Origin of the sequence: Micromonospora sp. NPDC049301 (assembly GCF_040678715.1) — a bacterium.
Classification (GTDB): Bacteria; Actinomycetota; Actinomycetes; order Mycobacteriales; family Micromonosporaceae; genus Micromonospora.
This window is the reverse complement of record NZ_JBFAQO010000002.1, coordinates 185,596-202,865: the sequence shown is the minus strand read 5'-3', so window position 1 is coordinate 202,865 and position 17,270 is coordinate 185,596. Positions and strand designations below refer to the sequence as shown.

Sequence of the window (17,270 nt, the reverse complement as noted above, 5' to 3'; positions counted from 1 at the left end):
GTGCCGGTGGTAGACCCTTCGCTGAATCCCGTGACCGACGCCGACTCGGCCGAGGTCGAGCCGACACGACGGCCTCGACGCCGCCCGGCCCGCGCCGACCTGTTGGCCCTCGGAGCCTATGTGGTGCTGGGCGTGTTCGTCTGCCTCAACTACTGGGGGGACGTGCAGGCCCGGGTCTCCTCGCACCTGCCCACCGACCACAGCTGGTTCGAGTGGCTGTTCGCGCATGGCGCGTACTCGCTGCGGCACCTGGAGAACCCGCTGTTCACGGCGCGGCAGAACGCCCCGGACGGGGTGAACATGATGGCCAACACCTCGCTGCTCGGGGTGACCCTGCCGCTGGCCCCGCTGACCATGCTGCTCGGCCCGCAGGTGATGTACGCGCTCTACCTGGGCGGGGCGTTGGCGGCCACCGCCGGCACCGGGTACTGGATGCTCTCCCGGCACCTGGTGCGTTCCCGGGCGGCGGCCTTCGTCGGCGGCGCCTTCCTCGGCTTCGCGCCGGGGATCATCCACCACGCCAACGGCCAGCCCAACTTCGTGTCCAACTTCCTGCTGCCGCTGATCGTGGTGCGGGTGCTGCGGCTGCGCGAGCCGGGCCGGTGGCGGCGCAACGGGCTGGTGCTCGGGGCGCTGGTGACGTACCAGATCTTCATCAACGAGGAGATGCTGCTGCTCACGGCGCTGGCCTGCCTGGTCGTCGTGCTGGCGTACGTCGTGCAGCGGCCGGCCGCCGCGCGCGCCGCGGCGGGCCCGTTCCTGGCCGGGCTGGGCGTCGCCGGCGGGCTGGCGCTGCTGCTCGCCGCGTACCCGATCTGGTTCCAGTTCAACGGCCCGCAGTCCTACCGCGGCCTGCAGGGCGGCGTGTTCCACAACTGGGGCGAGGACCTGGTCGCCTTCGTCACCTTCGCCCGGGACACCTGGGCCGGTGACCCCGCGGTGGAGCAGACGATCGGGCTGACCGAGCAGAACACCTGGTTCGGTTGGCCGCTGGTGCTGCTCTCGGTGGTGTCCCTGGTGCTGCTCGTACGCCGGTCGCTGGCCGCCCGGATCGTCGCGGTGCTGATCGTGGTCTTCACCGTGGCCGCGATCGGGCCGGTGGTCCGCTTCAACGGCGTGGAGACCGACGTGCGCGGCCCGTGGTCGTACGTGCCGGACGACCTGCCGCTGGTCGAGATGATGATGCCGACCCGGCTGACCCTGGTGGTGGCCGCCGCGGTGGGCGTGCTGGTCGCGCTGATCTGGGACGCCGCGGCCCGCCAGGGGCGCCCGGCGGCCGACCGGGCCCGGGTGCCGGCCCCGCGGGCCGGCGAGCCGACGGCTCCCGGTGACGCGCCCGCACCGGTGGCGTCGCGGCGGCGGTGGCTGCGCCCGGTGGGGTACGCGGCGGTCGCCCTCGCTCTGCTGCCGCTCTTCCCCCGGCCGCTGCCGGCCCAGCCGGTGGACCCGCCGCCGCATTTCATCACCGCCGGTGGCTGGCGGCCGTACGTGCCGGAGGGCCGGACCCTGGTGCCGGTGCCGATCCCGAGCAATGTGCACGGTCTGCCGACGCTGCGCTGGGGTGCGCTGACCGGGCAGGAGTTCCCCGTTCCGGGCGGCTACTTCATCGGCCCGAACGAGGTGGGCGAGGGGGTCTTCGGCGCACCGAACCGGCCGACCAGCAGCCTCATCTACTCCACGATGGACGCGGGCGCGGTCCCCACGCTCACCGACGAGAACCGCCGCCAGGCCGTCGAGGACCTGCGGTTCTGGCGGGCGTCGGTGGTGGTGCTAGGGGCGCATCCGCGTGAGGCGGTGCTGCGTGAGCTGGTCACGGCTCTGATCGGGCCACCGCAGCGGGTCGACGACGTCTGGGTCTGGGACGTCCGCACGCTGGTGGGCTAGACGCGGTCCCGGACGTCCCACACCCAGGCGCCGTCGACGGGCCGGCCCGGGCCGAGCAGTTCCTCGACGGTCCGGCGGACCGGTTCGCCGTGCGGCAACCGGCCGAGCACCACCACCGCGGCCCGCCAGTGCCGCAGGTCCTCGACGGCCTGGCGACGGTCGGCGTCGGTGAGCACCGGCACCGCGCCGGTCTCGGCCACCCGGCGCAGCAGCGCGGCGGTGGGCCGGTCCGGCGCACCCCAGAGCGCCGTCGGGTCGTCCGGCCCGGTCGGGCCGATGAAGTAGCCGCCCGGCGCGCGGAAGGCCAGCCCGGTGCGGGCGGACCAGAGCATCACCGGGCTCAGCGCGGCACCGGTGACCGGGGGCACCGCCACCACGGTCCGGCCGGGTGGCACCAGCGGGCGCCACCCGCCGGCGGCGACGAACTCCGGCACCGGCGCGACCGGTACGGCCCGGATCGGCGTGGGGAGCAGAGGCAGCAGTGCGGCGGCCACCGCGCCGGTCCACAGCAGCCGCACCGGCAGTCCCGGCGCGGCCGACGGCCCACGCGCCGCCCGGACCCGGTCCAGGGAGAGCGCCATCAGCACACCCAGCACGGGCACGCAGACCAGCGCGAACCGCGCCGGGACCGCGAGGTCGAGCAGGGGCAACCCGGCGACCAGCCGGTACGGCCCGGGGATACCGGTGGCCGTACCGTCCACCCGCACCTCGGTGCCGAGCGAGAGCAGGGCGAAGACGGAACCGCAGCCGGCCAGCGCGCGGACCAGCGGCCGCCGCCACAGCCAGATCACGACCACCACGGCGAGCACCAGCAGCCCGGGACCGAAGAACGAGTTCTCCTCGGTCGGGTTCGGCGAGAGCAGCCCCGGCAGCCAGTCGTCACCCAGCACGGTCTGCCGGGCCGACGCGGTGAACGACGCCGCGTCCAGTTGGAAGCCGTGGGCGGCGAACGCCATCCCGGAGTAGTGCTGCGGGCCACGGAACTGGAACCACAACGGGTACGCCAGCGGCACCGCCGCCACGACGGCGGCCACCGCGAGCCGGCCGAGCAGGGCCGGCGCGAGCCGCCGGGCCGCCACCCGGTCGGCGAGCGCGTAGCCCAGCGCGAACACCCCGGCGGCGAGCGCCAGGAAGACCAGCACCTCCTCACCGATGAACACCTGCCAGACGAGCAGCAGCCCGAGGCCGACGCCGGGCCGCCACACCCCGCCGGGCCCCGGTCCGGGCCGGAACACCAGGGCGAGGATCGCCGGCACCAGGAACTGGGCGGCCACGTGCAGGTGCGCTCCCGCCTGGGCGATCATGCCGGGGGCGAAACCACAGATCAGTCCGCCGACCGCCGCCGCGGACCGGGCGGTGACCAGCCGGCGGCGCAGCAGCGCGTACCAGGCCGTGGCGGTGCCGGCGAGGCAGCAGACGACCGCCACGCAGAACGCCACCTGCGAGCCGAGGAGCAGGGTGACCGGGGCCAGCGGGACACCCAGGCCGAGCACCGAGGTGTTCGCCATCAGGTTGACGCCGTCCGGCGCGTTCAACGCCGTGCTGTAGAGGGGGTTCTCCCCCTCCACCACGGCACGGGCCGCGTGGGCCAGCATCCACTCGAACAGGACCTGATCGCCGGCCTGGCGGAACAGCCGCTCGGGGTGGCGCCACTGCCCGCTGGTCAGCAGCAGGGCCAGCCCCAGGTAGCCGGCCACCACCAGCGCGTCCGGCAGCCAGGCGGGCCGGGACCGGCGTGGTGCCGGCGGGACCGCCGTCGCCGGCTCTGGCGGCGCCGAGGACGCCGTCCCGGTGGTCATCAGACCGAGCGGTCGGTGAGCGTCCGGACGTCCCACACCCAGACGTCCAGCTCCTGGCGGCCGGGACCGACCAGCTCCTCGACGGTACGGCGAAGGGGTTCGACGTTCTGCTGCCGGACCGGCAGCACCAGGATCGCCGCCCGCCAGTGCCGCAGCTCGTCCATGAAACGGCGGCGCTGCCGATCGTCCAGCTTGGGCGTCCGGCCGGTGGTCGCCACCTCCTCCAGCAGAGCGCCCACCCCGCTGGGTCGGCCGCCGAACCGGCCCGGGTCACCGGTGTTGCCGTTACGCGGCGCGAGGAAGTACCCGCCGGGGATCTTGAAGTCGAGGTTGGTGGCCGCTGCCCACCGCATGCCGTGCGTGTTGCCCATGCTGGGCACCGGGACCGGCACCAGCGTCTGGTCCGGGCCGACGTACGCCCGCCAGCGGTCGGCGGTGATGAACTCCGGCACCGGCGGCCGGGACACCATCCGCAGCGGCATCGGTGCGACCGGCAGCAACGCGAACGCCAGGCCGGCGACGGCGAGCTTGCGCACCGTGCCCCGGTCGGCCGGGCGCAGCGCCCAGGCCCGTTCGACGGCGAGCGCGAGCAGCAGACCGACCGTCACGCTGGTGATCAGACCGAAGCGGGTCGGCACCACCGCGTCCAGCAGCGGCAGGTGGACCAGCCACTGCCAGGGCCCGGTGACCATCTCCCGGTCCCACCAGGAGACCCGCTCGCCGAGCGAGAGCACGGCGAAGAAGGCGCCGGTCGCCGCGAGCGCCCGGACGATCAGGTCCCGTCGCAGCCAGACCACGACGCCGATGGCGAGCAGCGACAGGCTCCAGCCGAAGAACGCGTTCTCCTCGGAGTAGTTCGGCGCCAGGTTGATGTTGGCCCGCTGGTTGCCGCCGAGGGTGGGCGAGCCGGGAGCGAAGAAGGCGGCGATGTCGTTGCCGTAGTCCTGCACCGCGTCGCTGAGCCCGTGGTACGCCATCGGCCCGGCGAACTGCACGTACAGCGGGTACGCCAGCAGCGCCCCGGCCAGCACCGCGCAGACCCCGAGGCCGGCGGCCAGCGGTCGCCACGCCGCCGACCAGCGGGCCGGCTGCTGGGCGAGCACCGCGAGCAGGAAGACCCCGCAGGCCATCGCCGTGAAGAGCAGGATCTCCTCGTTGATGAACGCCTGCGCGGTGACCAGCAACGCCAGCAGTGCCCCGTCGCGTACCGGCCGGTGCGACCGGGTGAGCACGAGCACCCGCCAGACGATGAACGGCAGCAGGAACTGGCTGATGATGTTCGGGTGCCAGCTCGCGTGCGAGAGCATCGCCGGGGAGAAGCCGCAGAACCAGCCGCCGACGACCGCGGCGAGCGGGGTGCGCACCAGGTGCCGGGAGAGCATGACGTACCAGGCCATGGCGGTGCCCGCGAGACCGAGCGTCACCAGGACCACGAAGGACACCGCCGGCCCGAAGAGCAGGGTCACCGGCACCATCGGGATGCCCAGCGCCAGCACCGCCGTGTTGGCCATCAGGTTGACGCCGTCGGGGTAGTTGAACTGTTCCGTGTAGAACGGGTACTCGCCGTGCAGCACCACGCGTACCGAGTGGGCGAGGAAGAACTGCACCTGGGCCGGGTCGCCGGTGTAGAGCGAGGCCACCCGGCCGGCGGGGTCCAGCCAGATCCGGCTGGTCACCCAGAGCGCGGTGAGCAGGAACAGCCCACCCACGGCCAGGTTCTGCCGCCGCCGGGTCCACCCGGTCCACCGAGGTCGACGCGTCGCCGCCGGCGCCTCCGCCGTCTCGTCCGTCCCGGCCTCGACGGGCGCGGCCGGCCCGGTGAGCGTGGCCGGCCCTGCGAGTGCGGGCTCGGCGACGCCGCGGCCCCGGGCGGGCGCGACGGGAGCGGCGGAACCGGCGGGAGCGCCTGCCGGATCGACCGGGACGGCGGCCGGAGTGCGGTGGCTCACTGTCTCGTCGAGGCCGGCCGCCTCCCGGTGCGGCGCGGACAGGGCGCGGGACTCGGCAGGCGTCACAGTCGGCGGAGTCTACCCGAGCGACGAAAAGGCACTAAAGCCCCGGTGCCGTCCAATGTGGTGGATGGATCGACGGCCACCTGAGGTGCCGCATCGGACATCTCGTACTATGACGCTTTCCCACAGCGACGACGAGGCGATCGGAAGCGGATCAGGTGACTCCAGCCCGCCGGCACCGCAGGACGCTCACCGTCCTGTTGACCGCCCTGCTGGCCGCCACGGCGTGCGGTCCGGTCGCCGACCGCACGCCACAGGACCTGCGGGTCGGGTACGACAGCCTGGACGGCACGCTCGCGGTGTGGCCGCCCCGGGGCGACCTGTCCGGCGACGCCACGGCGACGGCGGCGGTCACCGACGCCGTCCGCGACTGGCGGTCACCGGCGGACGACCGGGCACACCTGCCCTCGTCCGGCATCCTCTTCTCCGGCCGGGTCGACGGAGCCCCGGTGGCGCTGGTCGCCGCGGACGTGCCCGGCGAGAGCGCCTCCTGGCTGCTGCAACTCGCCCGCGACGGGGACCGGTACGCGGTCACCCGCGCCACCGAGTACACCGACCCCGGCTACCTGGTCTACTCCGACGTGCTGCCGGTGCAGACCGCCGGCGGCCGGCGCTACCTGGTCTCCGCGCGGGTGCAGCGGCTGCTCGGGCCGCAGGGCCGGGCGCTCACCGTCGCCGACGGCCTCAGCGCGCCGGTCGACGTGCCGGCCTGCACAGCGGTACCGGTGACCGCGTCGCTGCGGGCCACCGAGTCGCTGCCCCGGGGGCGGGCCGCCGACCGGCTGCTCGACCTGGGCACCGGCACCACCGATCCGCGCTATCCACTGGTACGCGACGAGTCCGGCACCGGCCGGCGGGCGCTCACCGGCCTGGACACCTGCGTGCTGGCCGGCGACCGGGGCCCCTTCGGCAGCATCCCGCGCCGGGTGGGCGACCGGGACGCGCCGCAGTCGGTGCCGACGTCCTGGCCGATGGCGAAGCTGACGGTCCGCTCGCTCGGCGAGGTCGCCCTCGGTGGCGGCGAGCCAGCCGAGTTGCAGCAGCTCAGCTGGGACACCGACGCCGGCACGATGACCGCGGTGGTCTACCGACCGGCGGACGGAAGCGCTCCGGTGGTCTCGCCGGCCGACCGGGCCACCCCGTTGCAGACGTACCAACTGCCGGTGCCCGGCCAGCCGCTGGTGGTGCTCAGCTGGCGGGCCACCCGGGACAGCTCGCTCTCCGTCCCGCCGGGCACGCCACTGCTGGTCGAACGCCCCGGCCTGGTGGTCGTCCCCGAACCGCGCCGCAGCCAGACCTTCAGCCTGGCCAACACCGACAAGACCCACTACCGCTCGATCACCCCCCGCTGACCCCACCCGCCGCCCGGCGTCGATCATGCACTTGTGGTGCTGCGCCAAAGGGGCACCCTGCGGATGAGCTGCCCACCACGACTCCATGATCGACGCAGCGAGGGGGTCACCCGGGCGGCGTGCTGCGCACGTACGGCGGCGGGCGCCCCTTCAAGGGACGCCCGCCGTCGCGATGCGGGTCAGTTCTGGGCTGGGGCCCGGGTGGGGGTCAGGCGGTCCGGGGTGGCGTCCAGACCCGAGATCCAGCCGGTAACGTCGCGGGCCACGTCCTGCGCGGTCAGGCCCAGGTCGGCGAGGATCTGGGCACGGGTGCCGTGCGGGTGCCAGTCAGCCGGTACGCCCAGGTCCTTGAGCGGCACCCGGACGTCGGCGTCGCGCATCGCCTGGGCGAGCGCGTCGCCCACCCCGCCGACCCGGACGCCGTCCTCCACGCTGACCACGAGCCGGTGGCCGGCGGCCAGCTCGACCAGCTCGGCCGGGACCGGACGGACCCAGCGAGGGTCGACCACGGTGACGCCGTAGCCCTGCTCGGCGACCCGCGCGGCCACCTCCATGCCCAGCTGGCCGAAGGAGCCGACGGCGACCAGCAGCACGTCGGTGCGGGCCGACTCGGCCAGCACGTCGACCGGGCCCACCCGGCGCAGCGCCGGCAGGTCCGCGGCGACCGCGCCGGTCGGGAAGCGCACCACGGTCGGGCCGTCGTCGACGGCCACCGCCTCGCGCAGCTCCTCGCGCAGCGTGGCGGCGTCCCGGGGAGCGGCGATCCGCAGGCCCGGCACCACGCCGAAGACCGACATGTCCCAGATGCCGTAGTGGCTGGGGCCGTCCGGACCGGTGATCCCGGCCCGGTCCAGTACGAAGGTCACCGGCAGCTTGTGCATCGCCACGTCCAGCAGGACCTGGTCGAAGGCGCGGTTGAGGAAGGTGGCGTAGACCGCGACCACCGGGTGCAGGCCGCCCAGCGCCAGCCCGGCCGCCGAGGTGGCCGCGTGCTGCTCGGCGATGCCCACGTCGTACACCCGCTCGGGGTACTTGCGGGCCAGCTTGGCGATGCCGGTCGGCTCGGCCATCGCGGCGGTGATGCCCACCACGTCCGGCCGCTCGTCGGCCACGGCCAGCAGTTCGTCGGCGAAGACGTGCGTCCACTTCACCGACGGGGCGGCCAGCAGTGCGCCGGTCTCCACGTCGAAGGCGCTGCTGGGGCCGTGCAGGCAGTCCGCCTCGTCCTCCTCGGCCGGCCGGTAGCCGTAGCCCTTCCGGGTGACCGCGTGCACGATCACCGGGCCGCCGAAGTTCTTCGCCGCGCGCAGCGCCGACTCGACCGCCGCCACGTCGTGCCCGTCGACCGGGCCGACGTACTTGATGCCGAGGTCCTCGAACATGGCCTGCGGGGCGACGGCGTCCTTGATGCCCTTCTTGACCGCGTGCAGGACCTCGTACATCGGCTTGCCGACCAGCGGCGTGGAGCCGAGGGCGTCCTTGACCGTGTCGAGGACCTTCTCGTAGCCCGGGTTGAGCCGCAGCGACGAGAGGTGGTCGGCCAGGCCACCGATGGTCGGCGAGTAGGAGCGGCCGTTGTCGTTGACCACGATCACCAGGGAGTTGCCGGCGGTGGCGATGTTGTTCAGCGCCTCCCAGCACATGCCGCCGGTGAGCGCGCCGTCACCGACCACTGCGACCACGCTGCGCGCCTCGCCGCGCAGGGCGTACGCCTTGGCCAGGCCGTCGGCGTAGGAGAGCGCGGTGGAGGCGTGCGAGTTCTCGATCAGGTCGTGCTCGCTCTCGGCCTGGCTGGGGTAGCCGGAGAGGCCACCGCGCTGGCGGAGCTTGTCGAAGCCGGCCTGGCGCCCGGTGAGGATCTTGTGCACGTACGCCTGGTGGCCGGTGTCGAACAGGAGCCGGTCCCGGGGCGAGTCGAAGACGCGGTGCATGGCCAGCGTCAGCTCGACCACACCGAGGTTGGGCCCGACGTGCCCGCCGGTGCGGGAGACCTTGGCGATCAGGAAGTCCCGGATCTCGGCGGCGAGGACGTCCAGTTCCTCGCCGGACATCCGCTTGACGTCCTGCGGACCGCGCACCGTCCCCAGCAGCCGACCGTGGTTGGCCGTGTCCTCTTCAACACTCATGACCGCAGAGTCTATCGGCCCTCCGGCACTCCGCAGCCCGGCCCGGCCAGGCCCGACCCGCGCCCGCTCGCTGAGCGCCCGGTCAGACGAGCGCCGGCCGGGTCGGCCGGCGACCGGCCGCGCGCCTGGTCAGGACCGGATCCGCAGCCGGCGCGGCGGGTCGGCCGGCGTGCCGGGGTACGCCGGCCCGGCGGGGGTCCAGGAGCCGAGCACCGCGCCCCGGGTGGCGCCGGTCACCGACGGGAGCGCCCCGGGCAGCCCGTGCCAGGACAGCCAGCCGAGCAGCGCGAAGGCGTACGCCTCCTTGGCCTGCGCGGGCACGCCCAGCTCGTCGGTGCCGCGCAGCCGCCACCGGCCGGCGCCGAGCGCGGCGAGCCGGCGCAGCAGGGTGGGATTGCGCACACCGCCGCCGGCGGCGACCACCTCGACCACGTCGTGCCGGTCGCACTCGGCGGCCACCACCCGGGCGGTCAGCTCGGTCAGCGTGGCCAGCAGGTCGTCCACCGGCACCGGCTCACCGAGCGCGGCGAGCCGCTGGTCCAGGTAGCCGGTGTGGAACAGCTCCTTGCCGGTGGACTTCGGTGGCGGCGCCGCGTAGTACGGCTCGGCCAGCAGCTCGGCGAGCAGCCCCGGGTGCACCCGGCCGGCGGCCGCCCGGGCGCCGTCGAGGTCACACGGCCGGTCCAGGAAGCGCCGGGCCGCCGCGTCCAGCAGGGCGTTGGCCGGGCCCACGTCGTACCCGAGCACCGGCGCCCCCGGTGCGACCACGGTGAGGTTGGCGATGCCGCCGAGGTTCAGCGCGGCGCGCGGGGCCGCGGCGTCGTCGGCCGGGTCCAGCAGCAACGCGTCGAAGGCCGGCACCAGCGGTGCGCCCTGCCCGCCGAGGGCGATGTCCGCCGAGCGGAGGTCGCTGAGCACCGGTACGCCGACCCGGGCGGCGACCCGGGCCACCGCGCCCAGTTGCAGGGTGCCCCGGGCGACCCCGTCGGTGACCCAGTGGAAGACCGTCTGGCCGGGTGAGACCACCGCGTCGGCCCGCCCGCCGGCCAGTTCCAGGCCGACCGCCGCCGCCTCGGCGAAGACCTCACCGAGCCGGTTGTCGAGCCGGCAGACCGCCTCGATGGTGGTGGCCGCCGGCGGGAGCAGCGCGGCGATCTCGGCGCGCAGACCCTCGTCGTAGTCCAGGCCGCGGTGCCCCAGCGGACGCAGCCAGAGGGTGTCCCCCTCGGTGGTGAACTCCGCGGCCACCACGTCCACCCCGTCGTACGACGTCCCCGACATCAGACCGACGATCCGCATGAAGGAAGGGTCCCCGGTCAACGCTCGGCCGGCGGGAGCAGCAGCCCGACCAGCTCGACGTGCTGGGTCATCGGGAACAGGTCGAACCCGCGCAGCGCCTCCAGCCGCCAGCCCAGCTCGGCGAAGGTCCGCACGTCCCGGGCGAAGGCGGCCGGGTCGCAGGCCACGTACGCGACCGCGCGCGGACCGGCGGCGGCCAGCGCGCGCACCACCGGTGCGCCCGCCCCGGAGCGCGGCGGGTCGAGGACCACCACGTCGACCGGGCCGGTGATCCGTCGGCGGGCCAGGGCCGTCTCCACCCGGGCCGACACCACCTCGACCCGGGGCAGGTCGGCAAGGTTCTCCCGGGCGGCGGCGACGCCCTGTGCGGCCGCCTCGACCAGGGTCACCCGGCCGGTCGCGCCGACCCGTGCCGCCAGCCCGGCGGCGAACAGCCCGGCACCGCCGTAGAGGTCCCAGGCGACCTCACCCGGCTGCGGGTCGAGCAGGCTCAGCACGGCCGTGGAGAGCGTGTCCGCAGCCGCCGGATGCACCTGCCAGAAGGCGGACGCGGGCAGCGCCCAGTCCCGCCCGGCGGCCACCTCGCGGACCACGGACGGCCCGCTCACCGGGGTCGCCACACCGTCGCGGACCTCCGCGACGGTCACGTCCCCGCCGGTGCTGGCGACGGTCTCCACCGCCTCGGCCGCCGGCCAGCGGGCGCCGGTCGGGGTGAGCACCGGCAGCTGCTGGATGGCCGGGTGGGCGATCCGGCAGCGGTCGATCGGCACCACCTCGTGCGAACGGTGCTTGAGCAGGCCGGCCCGGTCGGCGGCGTCCACCGCGTAGCGGACCCGGGAGCGCCAGCCCAGCGGCCCGCCGGGCAGCGCCTCGACCCGGACGCCGAGCCGGTCCAGCTCGGCGTCGGTCAGCCCGCCGAGGCGGACCAGTTGCTCGCGCACCACGGAGGCCTTCCAGGCCAGCTGCGCGTCCGGGGCGACGTGTTGCAGGTCGCAGCCACCGCAGGCGCCCGGCTTCGCGTACGGGCAGGGCGGCTCGACCCGGTCCGGCGAGGCTTCCAGCACGGTCACCGCGTCGGCCCGGACGAACCCCCGGTGCACCTCGGTGACCTCGGCGATCACCCGCTCGCCGGGCAGCGCGTGCCGGACGAAGACGACCTGGCCGTCCACCCGGGCAACGCAGTGCCCGCCGGGGGCGACGGCGTCGACGGTCAGCTCGACCAGCTCCGCCTCGCCCAGCCCGCGCTCCGGCGGCGGGGATGTCGCGGCACGCTGCGCGCCCGGCTCAGTCACGGCCGGTCCCGACCGGGCCGCCGTCGGCCGGGGCGCTGTCGCCGGACGGCGCGGACACCACCGGCGGCAGGGTGCCGCGCGGGGCCACCCGTGGTCCGCGCGCCGGGGTCCGGGACAGCGTGGCGTCCAGCCGGTCCAGGTTCTTGCTCGCGGTCGAGGCGAGCTGCCAGGGAACGCTGACCACCATCACCCCCGGTTCGAAGAGCAGGCGCCCCTTGAGGCGCAGCGCGCTCTGGTTGTGCAGCAGGTTCTCCCACCAGCGCCCGACCACGTACTCGGGGATGAAGACGGTGACCACGTCGCGGGGCGACGAGCGGCGGGTGGAGGCGACGAAGTCCAGGATCGGCCGGGTGATCTCCCGGTACGGCGAGTCGATCACGGTGAGTGGGATGGCCATCTCCCGCCGTTCCCACTCGGCCTGCAGGTCCCGGGTGTCCTTCTCGTCCACGTTGACGGTCACCGCGGTGAGCGTGTCCGGCCGGGTGGCCCGGGCGTACGCGATGGCCCGCAGGGTCGGCTGGTGCAGCTTGCTGACCAGCACGATCGCGTGGTTGCGGGCGGGCAGCACGGCGCGACCCTCGTCCGGCGGGGTCAGCTCCCGGGCGACCCGGTCGTAGTGCCCGCGGATGGCCAGCATCAGCACGTAGATCACCGCCATCGCGGCGATCGCGATCCAGGCGCCGAGCAGGAACTTGGTGACCAGCACGATCACCAGCACCGTGCCGGTCAGACCCGTGCCGAACGTGTTGATGGCCCGGGACCGGTGCATCCGGCGGCGCGCCTCCGGATCCCGCTCGGTTCGCAGGTGCCGGTTCCAGTGCCGGATCATGCCGGCCTGGGAGACGGTGAACGAGACGAAGACCCCGACGATGTAGAGCTGGATGAGCCGGGTCACCTCGGCCTGGAAACCGACGATCAGCACGATCGCGAAGAGGGCGAGGAAGACGATGCCGTTGGAGAACGCCAGCCGGTCGCCGCGGGTGTGGAACTGCCGGGGCAGGTAACGGTCCTGCGCGAGGATCGAGCCGAGCACCGGGAAGCCGTTGAAGGCGGTGTTCGCGGCCAGGAAGAGGATCAGCGCGGTCATCCCGGCGACGAGGTACAGCAGGATCGAGCCGGAGCCGAAGACCGTCTCGCCGAGCTGGGTGGTGACGGTCTTCTGCACGTACCCCTCGGGGCCGGAGACGATCTGCAGGGCCGGGTCCTCGACGAACTGCAGGTGGGTCAGCCGGGCCAGCCAGATGATCCCGACGAGCAGGCTCACCGCGATCGCACCCAGGAGCAGCAGCGTGGTGGCCGCGTTGCGGCTCTTCGGTGCCTTGAACGCCGGCACGCCGTTGGAGATCGCCTCGACGCCGGTGAGCGCGGCGGCGCCCGAGCTGAACGTCCGCAGCAGCAGGAAGACCAGCGCGAAACCGGTCACGCTGTGCTCCGCCTGGATCACCAGGTCGGCGCTCGGCGCGCGGAGTTCGTCGCCCAGCACGAAGACCCGGACCAGCCCGGTGAGCAGCATCCCGCCCATCACGATCACGAAGCCGTAGGTGGGGATGGCGAACGCGGTGCCCGACTCGCGCAGCCCGCGCAGGTTGACCGCGGTCAGCAGGACCACCGCGATCACCGCGATCATGACCTTGTGGGTGGCCACGAACGGCACCACCGAGCCGAGGTTGGCCACCCCGGAGGAGACCGACACCGCCACCGTGAGCACGTAGTCGACCAGCAGGGCGCTGGCCACGCCGACGCCGAACTTCGGGCCCAGGTTGACCGTGGCCACCTCGTAGTCGCCACCGCCGGAGGGGTAGGCGTGCACGTTCTGCCGGTAGCTGGCCACCACGGTCAGCATGACCACGACCACCGCCAGCGCGATCCACGGCGAGAAGACGTACGCCGAGGCTCCGGCGATGGACAGGGTCAGCAGGATCTCGTCGGGCGCGTACGCGACGCTGGACAGCGCGTCGGAGGCGAACACGGGCAGCGCGATGCGCTTCGGCAGGAGGGTGTGCTGCAGGCGGTCGGACCGGAACGGTCGACCGAGGAGCAACCGCTTCAGCAGCGAGGTGGGACTGGCCACGAACGCCAAGGGTACGACCACCACGGCGGGAACGCGGGGGTGGGCGATCACGGCCTGCCGGAGGCACGGGGTACGGTCGGTCCCCGCTTCCGACCCGGACGTGGCAGGCTCGCACTCGAAGGGCCACCGGTAACGGAGCGGTACGCACCTTGGGAGGGACAGCGTGCACGTCGTGATCATGGGATGTGGCCGGGTCGGGTCGACCCTCGCCCACAGCCTGGAGTCCCGGGGGCACTCGGTGGCGGTGATCGACCAGGACGCCGACGCCTTCCGCCGGCTCGGCCCCGACTTCGCCGGGATCACCGTGACCGGGGCGGGCTTCGACGGCGACGTGCTGCGGCAGGCCGGCATCGAGCGGGCGGACGCCTTCGCGGCCGTCTCCAGCGGCGACAACTCCAACATCATTTCGGCCCGGCTGGCGCGGGAGACGTTCGGCGTGTCCCGGGTCGCGGCACGCATCTACGACCAGCGCCGGGCGCAGGTCTACGAGCGGTTGGGCATCCCCACCGTGGCGACCGTGCGCTGGACGGCCGACCGGATGCTGCGGCACCTGGTGCCGGAGGGCAACGTGGAGATCTTCCGCGATCCCACGAGCACCGTGTCGATCGTCGAGGTCCCGGTGCACAAGGACTGGATCGGCCGACCGGTGCGCACGCTGGAGGAGGCCTCCGGGGCACGGGTGGCCTACCTGATCCGCTTCGGCATCGGCACGCTGCCCACCGGCTCCACCGTCGTGCAGGAGGGTGACCAGGTCTTCATGCTGGTCAGCGACGACATCGTGGCGACGGTCACGTCGGTGGCGGCCACGCCGCCGGAAGGGGGGCACTGAGCCATGCGGATCGCCATCGCGGGCGCCGGCAACGTGGGCCGCTCGATCGCCCAGGAGCTGATCGAGAACGGCCACCAGGTGATGCTGATCGAGCGCCAGCCGAAGATGCTGCGCCCGGAGCGGGTGCCGGCAGCCGAGTGGGTGCTGGCCGACGCCTGCGAGCTGGCCAGCCTGGAGGAGGCCAACGTCGCCGGCTGCGACGTGGTGGTCGCGGCGACCGGCGACGACAAGGTCAACCTGGTGGTGTCGCTGCTGGCGAAGACCGAGTTCGCGGTGCCCCGCGTGGTCGCCCGGGTCAACCGGGCCGAGAACGAGTGGCTGTTCACCGACCAGTGGGGCGTGGACGTCGCGGTGAGCAAGCCGCGGGTGATGGCCGCGCTGGTCGAGGAGGCGGTCACCGTCGGCGACCTGGTCCGGTTGATGACCTTCCGGCAGGGCGAGGCGAACCTGGTCGAGATCACGCTGCCGCCGACCGCTCCGTACGTCGGCCAGCCGATCCACGCCGTGCCGCTGCCCCGCGACTCCGCCCTGGTGGCGATCCTGCGCGGCAAGCGGGTCCTGGTGCCCAGCCCGGACGACCCGATCGAGGCCGGCGACGAGCTGGTCTTCGTCTGCACCGCCGAGGTGGAGGACGAGGTCCGCGCGGTGATCCTCGGCCCGGACAGCGTCGAGCGGACCCGCAGCTCCCGCTGAGCCTCGCCGGCTGCCCGGCGCTGCGCTCAGGCGCCGGGCAGCGGGGTCGGCTGCGGCTCCCGGGTGACCCGGCGCACCGTCCAGACCGTGATCAGCAGCAGCAGCGCGTACGGCGGGTAGCCCAGCGCCAGCCGGGCCACGCCCAGCGCGGTGTCCTGGTGGGCCAGGTAGAGCCCGGCCTGCACGCCCACCTTGGCGAGCCAGACCACGCCCCAGAGCACGGTCAGCTGGGTGAAGACGCGCACCAGCTTCGGGTCGTCCCGCCACTCCGCGCGGCCCTTGGCCACCAGCACCGACCAGATCCAGCCCACCAGCGGCTGCCGGATGGCCGCCGAGATGAGCAGGGCGACGCCGTAGCCGATGCCGTAGAGGATGCCGGGGAGGTAGAAGTCGCGCTCGTCGCCGGTACGCCAGGCGATGGCCGCACCGATGCCGATGCCGAACAGCCCGTTGATCGCGTGCCGGATCGGCCGGCGTTGGGCCAGCCGCAACCCGGCGATCAGCAGCGCGACGGCCACCGAGGCGATCACCGCGGGACGCAGCTCGCCGATGATGTTGGCGACCACGAAGACGACCACCGGGATGCTGGACTCGACCAGCCCCCGCCAGCCGCCGAGCTGGTCGGCCATCTGCTCGGCGATCGTCGGCAGCTGCTCGTCGTCCTGGGGGCCGGTCTCCGGCTGTGCCGCCCGGTCCTGTCCCGTCGTCATCGCCGGCCTTCCGTCCGCAACGCCGTCACTTCGGCGAGTCCAGCTCGTAGTAGGGGTTGTAGATCACCTTGCGGTCGTCGCGCACCGCGACCCGGCCGCGCGCGGTCAGGTGTCGCCCCGGCTCGATCCCGGCGATGTGCCGCCGCCCCAGCCAGACCAGGGTGACCACGTCGCTGCCGTCGTACAGGTCGGCCTCGAGGGTGGGCAGGTTCGTCCGCGGTGTGTAGACCACCGTGCGCAGCCGACCGGCGACCGAGACCACCTGGCCCCGGGAGCACTGCTGGGCCGGGACACCGCCGCACTCGGCGCTCTCCCGACGCAGCTCCTGCGCGTCGATCTCGGCCTCGCTGGCGGTGAGCCGTTGCAGGATGCGCCGCAGCGACACCCGGCTCTCGTCGGTCGTCATGACCTCCGTGTCACCCTCTCCACGCTCACCGGCCCCGGCCGGCACTGGGCCGGCCCCGGCGACGCCGGAACCGTGCCGCCAGCGTACGCCGACGGGAGCGGTTCCGGCGGGCCGGTGCGCGGCGGTCAGACCTGGCGCGATTCGACGGCGGACGCGTCCCCGGCCTCGGGGTCGGCCTGGTCGGCGATCTCCTTGGGCAGCCGCAGGGGCAGCGGCTCGCGGACCGGCTTCGCCTCCTGGCCCCGGTCGACCACCAGGCCGTCCAGGCACTCGGCGAGCGGCCCGGCGGTCGTCGGGTCGAGGGCCACCGGGCCCTGGAACACGCCACGGACCATCCAGCGCGGCCCGTCGATGCCGACGAACCGCAGGTTGGTCGGGCCGTCCGGGGTACGCACCTGGGCGTGCAGCTCGGGGCCGTACTCGCCGTCGACCTCCCGGGCGTCGGCGCCGTCGCGGAGCAGCGACTGGCGGATCTCCTCGCGCACCTCGTCCCAGATCCCCTCGGACCGGGGGGCGGCGAAGACACCGAGCTGCAGTGCGTTGTCCCCGTGCACCAGCACCACCTGCTGGATCACGCCCTGCGGGTCGGCCTGGACCCGCACCTCCACCTCGGCGACCGCCGGGATGTGCAGGCTGCCGAGGTCGAGCCGCTGCACCTCGTCGTCGACCTCGGAGATGTCGTACGGGCCGCGCTCCAACGTCGGCGTCGACTCGTCGACACGCTGGTCGCCGACCTCCGTGGTCCGCTCGTCACGGGTGTGCCGCCCGGCACCGGCCCGCTTTCGGGAGAAGATCAC

Annotated in this window: 13 protein-coding genes; 4 read left to right on the top strand and 9 right to left on the bottom strand. The window is 74.0% G+C overall.

Annotation, left to right across the window (positions count from 1 at the left end):
* The first annotated feature begins 6 nt into the window (after window positions 1–6).
* Window positions 7–1,884 (top strand): hypothetical protein, encoded by a 1,878-nt coding sequence (locus tag AB0K07_RS07095; protein ID WP_363752756.1) that lies wholly within the window; start codon window positions 7–9, stop codon window positions 1,882–1,884.
* On the opposite strand, the gene AB0K07_RS07090 is transcribed toward AB0K07_RS07095, so the two are convergent.
* Together AB0K07_RS07090 and AB0K07_RS07085 are read right to left on the bottom strand one after the other, a co-directional pair.
* Window positions 1,881–3,683 (bottom strand): hypothetical protein, encoded by a 1,803-nt coding sequence (locus AB0K07_RS07090; RefSeq protein ID WP_363751666.1) that lies wholly within the window; start codon window positions 3,681–3,683, stop codon window positions 1,881–1,883. The genes AB0K07_RS07095 and AB0K07_RS07090 overlap by 4 nt on opposite strands.
* Window positions 3,683–5,398 (bottom strand): hypothetical protein, encoded by a 1,716-nt coding sequence (locus tag AB0K07_RS07085; RefSeq protein WP_363752754.1) that lies wholly within the window; start codon window positions 5,396–5,398, stop codon window positions 3,683–3,685. Before AB0K07_RS07085 ends, AB0K07_RS07090 begins: the two co-directional genes overlap by 1 nt.
* Before the next feature lie 494 nt (window positions 5,399–5,892).
* Between AB0K07_RS07085 and AB0K07_RS07080 the strand changes: the two genes are divergently transcribed.
* The gene (locus AB0K07_RS07080; protein WP_363752751.1) at window positions 5,893–7,047 is read left to right on the top strand and encodes a hypothetical protein; all 1,155 of its coding nucleotides are present in this window, start codon (window positions 5,893–5,895) and stop codon (window positions 7,045–7,047) included.
* 179 nt (window positions 7,048–7,226) lie between these two features.
* Here the strand turns inward: AB0K07_RS07080 and dxs are convergent, their stop codons facing one another.
* From dxs to AB0K07_RS07060, 4 genes are all read right to left on the bottom strand, one after another.
* Entirely contained in the window at window positions 7,227–9,173 is a 1,947-nt protein-coding gene (dxs, locus tag AB0K07_RS07075) for a 1-deoxy-D-xylulose-5-phosphate synthase (RefSeq protein ID WP_363751665.1), read from the bottom strand.
* 129 nt (window positions 9,174–9,302) lie between these two features.
* Window positions 9,303–10,472, bottom strand: coding sequence for an anhydro-N-acetylmuramic acid kinase (locus tag AB0K07_RS07070; RefSeq protein ID WP_363751664.1), 1,170 nt, complete (start codon window positions 10,470–10,472; stop codon window positions 9,303–9,305).
* A 17-nt stretch (window positions 10,473–10,489) separates the two neighbouring features.
* Window positions 10,490–11,764: a TRAM domain-containing protein gene (locus AB0K07_RS07065; RefSeq protein WP_363751663.1), complete on the bottom strand. Its 1,275-nt coding sequence runs from the start codon at window positions 11,762–11,764 to the stop codon at window positions 10,490–10,492.
* Entirely contained in the window at window positions 11,757–13,835 is a 2,079-nt protein-coding gene (locus AB0K07_RS07060; RefSeq protein WP_363751662.1) for an APC family permease, read from the bottom strand. Before AB0K07_RS07060 ends, AB0K07_RS07065 begins: the two co-directional genes overlap by 8 nt.
* A 163-nt stretch (window positions 13,836–13,998) precedes the next feature.
* On the opposite strand from AB0K07_RS07060, the gene AB0K07_RS07055 reads away from it, so the two are divergent.
* A complete protein-coding gene (locus tag AB0K07_RS07055) occupies window positions 13,999–14,664 on the top strand; it encodes a TrkA family potassium uptake protein (RefSeq protein WP_363751661.1) in 666 nt (221 codons plus the stop codon).
* Between the two features lie 3 nt (window positions 14,665–14,667).
* A complete protein-coding gene (locus tag AB0K07_RS07050; RefSeq protein ID WP_363751660.1) occupies window positions 14,668–15,357 on the top strand; it encodes a TrkA family potassium uptake protein in 690 nt (229 codons plus the stop codon).
* Between the two features lie 26 nt (window positions 15,358–15,383).
* Here the strand turns inward: AB0K07_RS07050 and AB0K07_RS07045 are convergent, their stop codons facing one another.
* The 3 genes from AB0K07_RS07045 to AB0K07_RS07035 form a co-directional block, all read right to left on the bottom strand.
* On the bottom strand, window positions 15,384–16,067 hold the full coding sequence (locus tag AB0K07_RS07045) for a DUF3159 domain-containing protein (RefSeq protein WP_363751659.1): 684 nt from the start codon (window positions 16,065–16,067) through the stop codon (window positions 15,384–15,386).
* Between the two features lie 25 nt (window positions 16,068–16,092).
* A complete protein-coding gene (locus AB0K07_RS07040) occupies window positions 16,093–16,473 on the bottom strand; it encodes an OB-fold nucleic acid binding domain-containing protein (protein WP_089017103.1) in 381 nt (126 codons plus the stop codon).
* 125 nt (window positions 16,474–16,598) lie between these two features.
* Window positions 16,599–17,270, bottom strand: coding sequence for a DUF3710 domain-containing protein (locus AB0K07_RS07035; protein ID WP_363751658.1), 672 nt, complete (start codon window positions 17,268–17,270; stop codon window positions 16,599–16,601).

Excerpts from the sequence above, each read along its gene's own strand:
- AB0K07_RS07040 (WP_089017103.1), bottom strand. The coding sequence starts at position 16,473 with ATGACGACCGACGAGAGCCGGGTGTCGCTGCGGCGCATCCTGCAACGG.
- AB0K07_RS07070 (WP_363751664.1), bottom strand. The coding sequence starts at position 10,472 with ATGCGGATCGTCGGTCTGATGTCGGGGACGTCGTACGACGGGGTGGAC.
- dxs (WP_363751665.1), bottom strand. The coding sequence starts at position 9,173 with ATGAGTGTTGAAGAGGACACGGCCAACCACGGTCGGCTGCTGGGGACG.
- AB0K07_RS07045 (WP_363751659.1), bottom strand. The coding sequence starts at position 16,067 with ATGACGACGGGACAGGACCGGGCGGCACAGCCGGAGACCGGCCCCCAG.
- AB0K07_RS07090 (WP_363751666.1), bottom strand. The coding sequence starts at position 3,683 with ATGACCACCGGGACGGCGTCCTCGGCGCCGCCAGAGCCGGCGACGGCG.
- AB0K07_RS07050 (WP_363751660.1), top strand. The coding sequence starts at position 14,668 with ATGCGGATCGCCATCGCGGGCGCCGGCAACGTGGGCCGCTCGATCGCC.